Below are 12,329 nucleotides of genomic sequence, written 5' to 3'. Positions count from 1 at the left end.
CTATGCAGCACGTATCTCCGATAAGAGAGCCTCTGGTAACGGGGGGTAAAACATACCACGATATCACCGAAGATGTCTGCAGACAGGTGGAGGCCAAGCCCAACGCACGTTGGGCGGCTGCCCTTGCTGTGGCTCTGGTAGGTCTGGCTATTTTTCTTTGGTCCGTATACCGCACCCTGTGGTTCGGTATAGGCGAGTGGGGCCTCAACAAAACAGTAGGATGGGCATGGGATATCACCAACTTCGTGTGGTGGGTAGGTATCGGTCACGCCGGTACGCTGATCTCAGCGATCCTCCTCCTGTTCCGTCAGAAGTGGAGAACTTCAATTAACCGCGCAGCCGAGGCGATGACGATCTTTGCCGTAATATGCGCCGCCATGTTCCCGGTTTTGCACATGGGTCGTCCTTGGTTGGCCTATTGGGTGCTTCCATTGCCTAACACCTTCGGTTCGCTTTGGGTTAACTTCAACTCACCACTCCTTTGGGACGTGTTCGCGATCTCTACCTACTTCTCAGTATCGCTTGTTTTCTGGTACATCGGTTTGATTCCTGACTTTGCAACCATCCGCGACAGAGCAACAGGTCCGATCGCCCGCAGAGCTTATGCGTTCCTTTCATTTGGTTGGACTGGTTCCGCCAAAGCCTGGTCTCGTTACGAAACGGTTTCCCTCATTCTGGCTGGTCTTGCGACTCCACTGGTACTTTCTGTTCACACGATCGTATCCATGGACTTTGCAACCTCTGTAATTCCAGGATGGCACACCACGATCTTCCCTCCATACTTCGTGGCAGGTGCGATCTTCTCTGGTTTCGCGATGGTACTTACGCTGATGATTATCACGCGCAAAGTATTCAAACTGGAAGATTACATTACGCTGGAGCACGTGGAGTCGATGAACAAGGTAATTATCCTGACTGGCTCCATCGTAGGTGTGGCTTATATCACTGAATTCTTTATTGCTTGGTACTCAGGTGTAGAATATGAGCAGTACGCCTTCATCAACCGTGCTACTGGTCCTTACTGGTGGGCTTACTGGGCTATGATGACCTGTAACGTAATTACACCACAGCTGTTCTGGTTCAGAAGCATCAGAAGAAGTCTGACCGCTACCTTCATTATCACTATCTTCGTGAACATTGGTATGTGGTTCGAACGATTCGTAATTATCGTAACGTCACTGCACCGAGACTACCTGCCATCTTCATGGGCTATGTTCTCTCCAACAATTGTAGACATCGGAGTTTATGTCGGCACAATCGGTTTGTTCTTCACATTGTTCCTTTTGTTTGCCAAGTTCTTCCCTGTAGTGAATATGGCAGAGGTGAAATCTATCCTGAAGTCTTCTTCAGAAGTGAAGCACCACCCACATGGCACCATGCACGGAACTGATAAGGATTCGCACACTAATACACATCCATAGCAATGACTAAAAAATTCGTTCTAGGTATCTACGATGATGAGGATGTCCTGCTGCAGGCCATCGAGAACGTCCGGGCTGCCGGTACTAATATTTACGAAGTTTTCTCGCCATACCCTGTACACGGTATCGATGATGTATTAGGTATCAAGCGTTCCAGACTTCCAATCGTAGCATTTTTCTGCGGTTTGTTCGGAACTTCCTTCGCATTGTGGATGCAAATCTGGATGCTTGGTTTCGACTGGCCAATGATCATCGGTGGTAAGCCGCACATCTCATTGCCGGCCTTCATCCCGGTAACATTCGAACTTACCGTATTATGCGCCGCTTTCGGTATGGTGATCACTTTCTTCATTGTTACAAAACTGAAGCCTTCCTTTAAGGTGAATGTTTTTGACAAGCGCTCAACAGATGACAAGTTTGTGATGGCGATCGAAGTGAAAGAAGGTGTAACAGACATGTCAGCACTTAACAACCTGCTTCGTTCTAATGGTGCTATCGAAGTTAACGAGAAGGAGGTAATCAAATAATGAAAGGTCTATTAAATCTAGGTATTAAAGCCTCTGCGGTATTGTTTTCAGGTGCCATGCTGGTAGCATGTAGCAATGAAAAGGAGCCAGGACTGGAGTATGCGCCTGATATGTATCATTCAGTTCCGCTTGACCCTTATTCTCAACTTGATCAGAATAAATTCAACCCAGGCGGTCTGAACATGCGTGAACCAGCGGAAGGTACTGTAGCTCGTGGCAAGATGGGTTACAACCTGTATCTAACCAAAGACGACGCAGAGACAGCTGGCGTGGAGTTGAAGAATCCACTGGAGAAAAGTGAATTGAACCTGTCAGAAGGACAAGTGCTTTACACACGTTTCTGTGCTCCATGCCATGGAGACCAGGGCGACGGACAAGGACTTGTTGGGCAGAAGTTTAAAGGTGTACCTTCCTATTCTGCTGGCCGAGTAGCGTCACTTTCTGAAGGACACATTTATCATGTGATCACCAATGGCAGAGGACGCATGATGCCACACGGCTCGCAGGTTAATCCAACAGAGCGTTGGAAAATCGTGATGTACGTGCAGCAACTTCAGAAAGGCGAGGCAGCAGCCCCTGCTACTGAGGAAGCAGCTGATACAACACAAACAGGTACTACACCTACTAACTAAGTCTAAGGCATAATATCAAAAGGATAATGACAGAAGAAAGACTCATCATTTCCAGAAAAACGAACAATAAGTTTTTCTTAATGATAGCTATAGGTGTTGTATTGCTTATAGCTGGGATAATTGTGGCTGCCATGGGTGGCGGAGATCATGCCGAAGGGCATGGAGAAGCTGCCGCCGCAGGCCACGAAGCAGTTTCTTGGACCAAAAGGCTCTTTGTGAACCTTTGGTTGAATAACGTTTATTTTACAGGTATAGCGCTAGTAGGCGTGTTCTTTGTAGCTGTGCAGTATGTAGCTTACGCGGGATGGTCTGTATTGATTAAGCGTATACCGGAAGCATTAGGTTACTACCTGCCAATTGGTGGTGCCGTTATGTTAGTTGTATTCTTATTGGGAGGTCACGATATATTCCATTGGACACACGACTATCTTTACAATGAATTTTTGGAAGACGGCGTAACGCCAAACCCTCAGTACGACCCAATTATTGCCGGTAAGGCCCCATTCCTTAACTTTTGGTTCTTCCTGATCAGAATGATTGCTTACTTCGTGCTTTGGATTGTATTCTTCAATTGGTTGAGAAGAAACTCAATCAACGAAGATCTGCATGGAGGCACATCTTATTACCATAAGAGCATCAGAATTTCTGCTATGTTCCTGGTAGTATTTGGTGTAACATCTTCGCTATCAGCTTGGGACTGGGTACTATCCATTGACACACACTGGTTCTCCACTATGTTTGGCTGGTATGTATTCGCTAGCTGGTGGGTATCTGGTTTGGCCGCCACTACATTAACTGTAATCATCCTGAAGCAGAATGGCTACCTGAAAATGGTTAATGCCAATCACCTGCACGATTTGGGTAAGTTCGTATTTGCCTTCTCAATCTTCTGGACTTATGTGTGGTTCTCACAGTTCATGCTGATCTGGTATGCAAACATTCCGGAAGAATCCATATACTTCATTGAGCGTTTGAGCGGAAATGAAGGCCACTACAAGTGGATCTTCTTTACGAACCTGATTGTAAACTTTGCATTCCCTTTCTTGGTTCTTATGACAAGAGATGCAAAACGTCAGATGATCATGTTGAAAATCGTTTGTATTGCAATCCTTGCCGGTCACTGGCTGGACTTCTACCTTATGATGATGCCAGGTACGCTTCGTACCGGAGCAGGTATAGGGTTTATTGAGATTGGTACTACATTGATCTTCCTGGGTGTATTCCTCATTACTTTTACAAAAGGCCTTGCTAAAGCGTCTCTTGTTCCAGTAAACCACCCGTTCCTGGAGGAGAGTGTTCACCATCATGTTTAGAGATCATACTAAAAGCGTTAAATAATGATTACGTTCGCCATAGGTTTATCCATAGTTCTGTTATTAGTCATCCTGTTCCTTATGTTCAGGATTGGCACATTGGCCTCTATTTTCAGAGGTTCGTCACAACGTGCTGCTGGAACAACCAAGACAAGTAACAAAGTAAACGGTGTTTTATTATTGCTCTTCCTGATTGTAGGTGGAGTAGTATTTGCCTGGTCTTTCTCTGACTCATGGGACCAGATGAATCAGCCTCTTGCATCAGTACATGGTGCCTGGACTGATGAGTTGTTCTGGATTACGATGGTTGTGATCGGCATCGTGTTTGTAATCACCCAGATCTTGCTATTCTTTTACTCTTACAAGTATCAGCACAAGGATGACAAGCGTGCTTACTATTACCCACACAACAACAAACTGGAAATCGTGTGGACCATGATTCCGGCTGTAGTAATGGCTTTGTTGGTGTTTGCCGGTTGGAAAACCTGGTCTAATATTACCAGCGCTGCACCGGAAGATTCTGTAGTAATAGAGGTAATGGGCAAGCAGTTTAGCTGGTTAGTTCGTTACCCAGGTGCTGATGGTAAATTGGGTGAGGCCAATGTGCAATACATTGATGCTACCAACGAGATGGGTGTTAATTTCAGCGATCCAAACTCAATGGATGATTTCATGCCACGTGAGATTCACGTTCCTAAGGGAAAGCCAGTGCTCCTGAAAATCAGATCAAGAGATGTGATTCATAGCGTGTTCCTTCCTCACTTCCGTCTTAAAATGGATGCTGTGCCTGGTATGCCAACCAAGTTTTGGTTCGTTCCTAGCAAGACTACAGCAGAGATGCGTTCAGAGACTGGTAACCCAGAATTTAACTATGAACTTGCCTGTACTGAAATATGCGGTCGTGGTCACTTTGCTATGAGATATATTCTGGTAGTTGATGAGCCGGAGGAATACGAGGAATGGATGGCTGCACAGTCACCTTTCATTGAGCAGAACCCACAGCTTCTTACTAAATTCGCTACTGATTCAAAAAATCAGGTGGTGCTTGAGAAGAGTGCAGAAGAAGTAAAAACAGAGTTGTAGCATTAAATCAAATCAACAATGTCGAGTACAGATATCTCAATCAATAAAGATGTACATCACGCTCACGAGGAGCATGATCATCATCACGATCAGAACTTTTTCGAGAAGTACATCTTTAGCCAGGACCACAAAGTAATTGCAAAGCAGTTTTTGTTTGCAGGTATTTTCTGGGGTTTTGTAGGTGGATTCCTCTCTGTTATTTTCCGTTTACAACTAGGCTGGCCAGAAGCTACCTTTACTTTCCTTGAGCCAATCTTGGGCGGATGGATCGTAAATGGTAAACTGGATCCGGAGTTCTACCTTGCTTTGGTAACAATGCACGGTACCATCATGGTATTCTTCGTGTTGACAGCAGGTTTGAGCGGTACCTTCAGTAACTTCCTTATTCCGCTGCAAATCGGTGCCCGTGATATGGCATCCGGATTCATGAACATGCTGTCTTTCTGGATTTTCTTTATGGCCAGCGTAGTGATGTTCATTTCTCTGTTCCTGTCTACAGGTCCTGCAGGCGGTGGCTGGACAGTATATCCTCCACTAAGTGCACTTCCACAGGCTATTTCTGGCTCAGGTACAGGTATGACGCTTTGGTTAGTAAGTATGGCCTTGTTTATTGTATCTCAGTTATTGGGTGGTGTGAATTATATCACAACCGTAATCAACCTGAGAACGAAGGGCATGTCCATGACCAAGCTTCCGCTTACCATTTGGGCTTTCTTCCTGACAGCTATTCTGGGTCTTCTTTCATTCCCGGTTCTTTTCTCAGCTGCTTTGCTTCTGATATTTGACCGTAGCTTCGGTACTAGCTTCTATCTTTCAGATATTTATATTGCCGGAGAGGCTCTTTCTAATACAGGTGGTAGCGCCATTCTGTTCCAGCACTTGTTCTGGTTCCTTGGTCACCCGGAAGTTTACATCGTGATCCTGCCTACTTTTGGTATCGTATCGGAGGTAATTGCTACTAACTCCCGTAAGCCAATCTTTGGTTACAGAGCCATGATCGGTTCCTTGCTGGGTATTTCCTTACTATCCTTCGTAGTATGGGCGCATCATATGTTCGTAACAGGTATGAACCCTTTCCTTGGTTCCGTATTCATGTTCCTTACATTGATTATTGCGGTACCATCAGCTGTTAAAGTATTCAACTGGCTGGCTACGCTTTGGAGAGGTAATATCCGCTTCACTGCTGCTATGATGTTTGCCATCGCATTCGTGTCATTGTTCATCTCTGGTGGTTTGACAGGTATTATCCTGGGTAACTCTTCACTGGACATCATGCTGCATGATACGTACTTTGTAATCGCTCACTTCCACCTTGTAATGGGAGCTGCTGCCTTCTTCGGCATGTTCTGTGGTATTTACCACTGGTTCCCGAAGATGTTCGGTAGAATGATGGATGAGAAGTTAGGATATGTTCACTTCTGGTTTACGTTCCTATCTGCTTACCTGGTGTTTATGCCAATGCACTACCTGGGTATTGCAGGCTTCCCAAGAAGATATTACTCTTGGACTGGATTTAACGCCTTCAATATGTTTGCAGATATGAACAGTTTCATCAGTATCGCTGCCATTCTTGGCTTTACTGCTCAGATTATCTTCCTGTTCAATTTTGTGTACAGCATTTTCAAAGGTCGTCGTGCTACAGCTAACCCGTGGCATTCTAACACATTGGAGTGGACTACGCCTGTTAACCCAGGTCACGGTAACTGGCCAGGAGAAATCCCTACAGTATACAGATGGCCTTATGATTACAGCAAACCAGGCGCGGTAGAGGATTACATTCCTCAGCACGTACCATTCTCTCAGACGCAGTCTTCAAATCTGCCGCACGAGAGAGATTTAGAATAACATAAATGGCTATTAAATCTTTTCAGCATAAAAGGTTTATAAATATTGGAGTACTTACAGTCATTGCTGTGTACTTCCTGATATTAGTTGGAGGAATCGTGCGAAGCACCGGGTCTGGGATGGGTTGTCCTGACTGGCCTAAGTGTTTTGGCAGTTGGGTTCCTCCAACTGATGTTAAACAGTTGCCAGATGATTATCTGGAGGTATATAAAGAGAAACGCATAGAGAAGAACAAGAAACTAGCCGGGTACCTGGATAGGTTGGGCTTCGATCAAGTATCGAAGCAGTTGTTTGATCATCCGAGCCAATACATCGAAACGGAGTTTAACGTTACGAAGACTTGGATTGAGTATTTAAATAGACTGGTAGGGGTAATCATTGGTCTTTTGATCTTCCTGACTGTTGTGTATGCAGTTCCATATTTAAAAACGGATAAAGCTGTTTTTTATCTATCTCTGGTCAGTTTTATACTGGTAGGTTTTCAGGGCTGGCTAGGTTCAATTGTTGTGTCAACTAACCTGTTGCCTGTTACCATAACGGTACACATGGCGCTGGCGCTGGTTCTGGTAGCGCTATTACAGTACGCAGTCGTTAGAGCAAAGTCAATTTCGATACCGATTCGTTTACAGTTTTCCAGAAAACTGTTTTTTGTGATCTGGCTAGTGATGCTGGCTACTTTTGTACAGATTCTAATTGGCACGCAAGTGCGCGAAGAAATTGACATAGTGGCTTTCGACATGAACGGCGCAAGTAGAGAGCTGTGGGTTGATCAGCTTGGGATGAGTTTTTACATCCATCGTTCTTTTTCTATCCTGTTACTGGCGATTCATCTTTACATGGCTTATGTGATTTACAAGCTAAAAGATCGTCAGCTGAGAGTATTAACTAACTGGATGCTTTTTCTGGTAGCAATTGAGATTGTATTTGGTGTGATCATGGCATATTTTGCTATACCTGCCATCTTGCAACCTCTGCACTTAACATTTGCTACTTTGTTATTTGGCATGCAGTTTCTGATAATGATTGTTTACTATTACGCTTCTAGAAAAGCGATTGAAAAACCAGTGGTGGTTCTTAACTAATGATTTCCAATAGATCTGAATCGGTACTGTCCTTAGCTTTCATGGCACAAAAGGCTTCAGCATATTTCAAACTTCTCAAGTTCAGATTAAGTTTTACTGTAGCTTTCTCGAGTGCTATTGGTTTTATTTTAGGTCACCCAGGGGGAAGTTGGGTACAGATTGCATTGGTCATGCTGGGAGGTTTAATGGTAACCGGCGCTGCAAATATTGTTAACCAGATCTTAGAAAAAGACCTGGATAAATTAATGAAGCGGACAGCTAACAGACCCTTGCCAACCAATCAGCTGAGTGTTTTAGAGGCTTCCGTTTATGGCGTTATCCTAGGTATAGGAGGCTTGCTGATACTGGCGAATCTCTTTAATACGCTCACAGCGGCAATTGCGCTCTTATCGCTTGTACTTTACGGTTTTGTTTATACCCCGCTTAAGAGAATAAGCCCAATCAATGTTTTTGTGGGAGCTATACCTGGTGCATTGCCTCCGCTTATCGGTTGGGTGGCTGCTACAGGTACTTTAAGTGTAGAGGCCTGGATCCTGTTTGGGATACAGTTCATCTGGCAATTCCCTCATTTCTGGGCAATTGCTTGGGTATTGGATGATGATTATAAGAAAGCTGGTTTCAAGATGTTACCCATGGAAGGTGGCAAAAACCTGAAAACGGCCGTCCAAATTATGATCTATACCTTGGTGCTGATACCGCTAAGCCTTTTGCCCTTGCAATTTGGTATGACAGGTACCACTTCGGCACTGATTGCGGTTATTTGCGGTGTGCTTTTTCTGGCTCAAACTTTTCATCTCATGCGCACCTGCACCAATAAGGCTGCTATGAATATCATGTTTGGGTCATTTCTGTATCTGCCTATTGTGCAGATAGCTTTCGTTTTAGATAAAATTTAGTAGATGGATATGGTGGCTAAATCACTTGGAGAGGAGAATAACACAGCGGGAGTACACCCATTAAAGTTTACGCTGTGGTTGATTATTATTAGTATTATTATGATGTTTGCAGCCTTTACGAGCGCCTACTTGGTGCGCCGGGCAGAAGGCAACTGGCTGGAATTCGATTTACCAAACATCTTGCTCATCAACACGGTGATCATTGCGCTAAGCAGTGTTACCATGCAAATGGCGCACAATGCTGCAGCCTCTGATAATATTTCAAGGATGCGTTTGTTGCTGTACCTTACCTTTGGTTTAGGTATAACTTTCTTGATTGGGCAGTGGAACGGGTGGTCTGAACTGGTATCGAACAATGTTTTCTTCGGTGGTGAGACCAGCAACCCTTCCGGTTCATTTATGTATGTATTAACTGGAGTGCATGCATTCCATATAATTACAGGGTTGTTATACCTTGCTTTTGTAATTACGGCCAGTATTCGTTATAAAGTGCATTCAAAGAGTATGTTGCGCATTCAGCTATGCACGATTTACTGGCACTTTTTAGGAGGGCTTTGGCTATATTTGTATATATTTTTGAGATTAAATCACTAAACACGTTTTTTTCAATACATAAACTATGTCTACTTCAACTACGCTGGAAGCACCTAAAACAGGTACATGGGATGGTGGTAACGAGCCTCTAAAAGCGAGCTACGGGAAACTCATGATGTGGTTTTTCCTGCTTTCTGACGCATTTACTTTTGGTGCGCTTCTGATCGTTTACGGTCTGTCACGCCACAGTAACGCACCATACACAGGAACGCCAGAAGATTTTACATTCTCTACAGAATGGTGGCCTATACCTGAGAAGGTGTTCAATGCATTCCCTGGTTTCCATGGGGTGGATCTTCCTTTGGCTTTCGTAGCCTTAATGACGATGATCCTCATTCTGAGCTCTGTAACTATGGTATTGGCAGTAGAAGCGGGGCATCGTATGGATAAAAATGATGTTCAGAAATGGTTGCTGTGGACAATCCTGTTCGGTAGTATATTCTTAGGTTGTCAGGCATGGGAGTGGGCTCACTTTATAACTGGTACTGACGAAGGTATGCTGCTGGCTGATGGCACACGTATATTCGGTGCAAACCTGACGATGAACCAGTACGGTCCGCCATTGTTCGCTGACCTGTTCTTCTTTATCACTGGATTTCACGGAACGCACGTATTCTCCGGTGTGGTATTGCTTCTCATGATTTTCATCAATACAGTAAACGGAGTATATCACAAGCGCGGTCACTATGAAATGGTGGAGAAAGTAGGCCTTTACTGGCACTTTGTAGACCTTGTTTGGGTATTCGTGTTTACGTTCTTCTATCTGATCTAATTTCATTCGGTATAAACTAAAACGGTTGCAGCGCCCGTTAAAAGCGGGGGCTGCCTCTAAAACATAAAGCACATTATGGCAGCTCATTCGGATCACTCCAACGATTTTCACCAGACAGGTGAAATACCTAAAGCACAGACAAAGGTTATCTGGAAAACTTTCTTTATCCTGGTAGGCCTGACTGCGGTTGAATTCTTGTTCGCTTTCACGATGGATGCAGGTACGCTTCGTAACTCGATCTTCATCATCCTGACTATCTTCAAGGCGTTCTACATTGTAGCTGAGTTCATGCACTTGAAGCATGAGTCTAAAGCGCTTATCTGGTCAATTCTGATCCCGATGGCTTTGGTAATCTGGTTGATGGTTGCCCTTATTTCTGAAGGGAGCTATTACTTCGATTCCATAAGAAACTACTTCAACTAAGTATACTTACTATGAGTAATGCAAAGGCACTAATATTAGGAATCCTACTATTAGTGCCTATTCTTATTTTTATATTCATCGGAAGTTTCGGTGAACATCATTTCACGCTGAGAACCTATTTCCCCCAGGTTGACAATGTAGGTGAGGTTGTGACGGATGCTCAAGGTGATACTGTTTTCAACAGAATACCAGAGTTCAGTTTCACTTCCCAAACAGGCCAGACGATATCCCAAAAGCAATTAGATGGACACATCTATGTAGCAGACTTCTTTTTCGCTACCTGCCCGGATATTTGCAAGGACATGTCATCTCAATTGGTTCGGGTACAAGAGGCATTTCAGGACGAGTTACAAGTTAAACTTGTGTCATTTACCGTCAACCCTGAATATGATACACAAGCGGTATTGAAAGAATATGGGGAGCGCTACGGAGCAGATCCAGCCAAATGGCATTTTCTGACAGGCGACCGGGAACAAATTTATTCGCTGGCACAAAAAGGATTCTACCTTCCTGTCATGCAGGTGGAGGGCCAGCAGGATTTTATCCATAGTGAGAAGTTTATGCTGGTAGATAAAAACAGGTATGTGCGAGGCATTTATGATGGCACGGACGTGGCTGATGTTGACCGGCTTATTTTAGAGATTAGAGTTCTTTTAGATGAATACAGTAAATCAAAATAGTCCTGCCACCAGCAGCGACAAAAAATACCTGATACTGATTGCTATTCTTTCATTAGCAATCCCAGTCGTAGTGGCCATTCTTTTTTTTATGCCCAAAGAAGGTTCTCAAAGCGTGGATGTATCCTTTTTGCCCACTTTGCACGCTATCCTGAATTCATTGACGGCGATTGCTTTGGTAGTAGGATATTATCATATCAAGCGCGGCAACATCAAATGGCATAGAGCCGCCATGGTGACTGCCTTTGGTTTGTCCGCTATCTTTCTGGTATCTTATGTGACCTATCACTTTTTTGGTGAAAGGACTATTTATGGTGGCGATGGTCTACTCAAAACGTTCTACTACTTTGTGCTGCTGACGCACATAGTACTGGCAGTGGTGATCGTGCCATTGGTATTGCTTTCGGTTTACTTTGCCATTACAGAGCAGTTTGCGCGACACCGTCGTATTTCCCGTTGGACCTTCCCGATCTGGTTGTATGTAGCCGTAACTGGGGTGTTGGTCTATCTATTGATCTCACCGTATTATACCTAAGAACCTACTTCACCTTTTGGTTGTTATCAAGCCATGAAGCGACAATTATATAGAGTATTTTTTTCAGTGCTGATGGCCTTGACCCTTAGTTTGGTTGTTTCCGATGCTTATAGCCAATGCGCCATGTGCCGCGCCACTGTGGAGTCTAATGTGGGTACGGGTAGCAAGGAGCCAGAGTCGCAAGTTGGTGCTGGCTTAAATACGGGCATTCTATACCTCATGCTGATTCCTTACATCTTGGTAGGTACGGTAGGATTTCTCTGGTACAGAAGCAGCCGTAAAAAAAATACCAAAGCTGCCTAAGCTCTTAACCTATCTTGCATCGGATTTACTGGGGTGATGGCCTCTCCATTTGGTCGAGGTGTAATTACCTTTGGATTGTCTAGTTACACTTATCTCGTATCCCTAAATTCCATTTCTTTTCTGGAGTGAAATTTGATTCCTCTTTCTCCTGGGGCGAAGTCAATTCCTGAACTCTTATAGTTTCAGAGCTGTTAGACCCTTTTATCAATAATGAAGCATTTCCTGG

Annotated in this window: 14 protein-coding genes; all 14 read left to right on the top strand. The window is 44.2% G+C overall.

The genetic code is table 11. The features are described 5' to 3' along the window. Positions 1-2 precede the first annotated feature (2 nt). The 14 genes from nrfD (at position 3) to H9Q13_RS11595 (ending at position 12,103) form a co-directional block, all read left to right on the top strand. Positions 3-1,421, top strand: coding sequence for an NrfD/PsrC family molybdoenzyme membrane anchor subunit (gene nrfD, locus H9Q13_RS11660; RefSeq protein WP_191183985.1), 1,419 nt, complete (start codon positions 3-5; stop codon positions 1,419-1,421). A 2-nt stretch (positions 1,422-1,423) separates the two neighbouring features. Further along, positions 1,424-1,948, top strand: coding sequence for a DUF3341 domain-containing protein (locus tag H9Q13_RS11655; protein ID WP_191183984.1), 525 nt, complete (start codon positions 1,424-1,426; stop codon positions 1,946-1,948). A gap of 56 nt (positions 1,949-2,004) precedes the next feature. Further along, positions 2,005-2,580 carry a c-type cytochrome gene (locus H9Q13_RS11650; RefSeq protein WP_224744251.1) on the top strand — a complete coding sequence of 192 codons (576 nt, stop codon included), beginning with the start codon at positions 2,005-2,007 and terminating at the stop codon, positions 2,578-2,580. Between the two features lie 26 nt (positions 2,581-2,606). Then, complete coding sequence (locus H9Q13_RS11645) at positions 2,607-3,893, top strand: quinol:cytochrome C oxidoreductase (RefSeq protein ID WP_191183982.1); 1,287 nt, start codon at positions 2,607-2,609, stop codon at positions 3,891-3,893. 24 nt (positions 3,894-3,917) lie between these two features. Continuing rightward, complete coding sequence (locus H9Q13_RS11640) at positions 3,918-4,976, top strand: cytochrome c oxidase subunit II (protein ID WP_224744250.1); 1,059 nt, start codon at positions 3,918-3,920, stop codon at positions 4,974-4,976. Between the two features lie 18 nt (positions 4,977-4,994). Then, on the top strand, positions 4,995-6,821 hold the full coding sequence (locus H9Q13_RS11635; protein ID WP_191183981.1) for a cytochrome c oxidase subunit I: 1,827 nt from the start codon (positions 4,995-4,997) through the stop codon (positions 6,819-6,821). A gap of 5 nt (positions 6,822-6,826) precedes the next feature. Next, positions 6,827-7,903 (top strand): COX15/CtaA family protein, encoded by a 1,077-nt coding sequence (locus H9Q13_RS11630; RefSeq protein ID WP_191183980.1) that lies wholly within the window; start codon positions 6,827-6,829, stop codon positions 7,901-7,903. Next, positions 7,903-8,799, top strand: coding sequence for a heme o synthase (gene cyoE, locus H9Q13_RS11625; protein ID WP_191183979.1), 897 nt, complete (start codon positions 7,903-7,905; stop codon positions 8,797-8,799). Before H9Q13_RS11630 ends, cyoE begins: the two co-directional genes overlap by 1 nt. 3 nt (positions 8,800-8,802) lie before the next feature. Beyond that, the gene (locus H9Q13_RS11620) at positions 8,803-9,393 is read left to right on the top strand and encodes a cytochrome c oxidase subunit 3 (protein WP_191183978.1); all 591 of its coding nucleotides are present in this window, start codon (positions 8,803-8,805) and stop codon (positions 9,391-9,393) included. Positions 9,394-9,418: 25 nt separating this feature from the next. Further along, positions 9,419-10,165 carry a cytochrome c oxidase subunit 3 gene (locus H9Q13_RS11615; protein ID WP_191183977.1) on the top strand — a complete coding sequence of 249 codons (747 nt, stop codon included), beginning with the start codon at positions 9,419-9,421 and terminating at the stop codon, positions 10,163-10,165. Between the two features lie 75 nt (positions 10,166-10,240). Continuing rightward, a complete protein-coding gene (locus H9Q13_RS11610; protein WP_191183976.1) occupies positions 10,241-10,588 on the top strand; it encodes a cytochrome C oxidase subunit IV family protein in 348 nt (115 codons plus the stop codon). 11 nt (positions 10,589-10,599) lie between these two features. Further along, positions 10,600-11,268, top strand: coding sequence for an SCO family protein (locus H9Q13_RS11605; RefSeq protein ID WP_191183975.1), 669 nt, complete (start codon positions 10,600-10,602; stop codon positions 11,266-11,268). Then, entirely contained in the window at positions 11,246-11,800 is a 555-nt protein-coding gene (locus tag H9Q13_RS11600) for a DUF420 domain-containing protein (RefSeq protein WP_191183974.1), read from the top strand. The genes H9Q13_RS11605 and H9Q13_RS11600 overlap by 23 nt, the downstream gene beginning before the upstream one ends. 33 nt (positions 11,801-11,833) lie before the next feature. Next, complete coding sequence (locus H9Q13_RS11595; protein WP_191183973.1) at positions 11,834-12,103, top strand: hypothetical protein; 270 nt, start codon at positions 11,834-11,836, stop codon at positions 12,101-12,103. Positions 12,104-12,329 lie beyond the last annotated feature (226 nt).

Source organism: Pontibacter aquaedesilientis (assembly GCF_014773225.1).
GTDB classification, from domain to species: Bacteria; Bacteroidota; Bacteroidia; order Cytophagales; family Hymenobacteraceae; genus Pontibacter; species Pontibacter aquaedesilientis.
The sequence above is the reverse complement of the archived record's forward strand: the minus strand, read 5'-3'. Positions and strand labels throughout refer to the sequence as shown.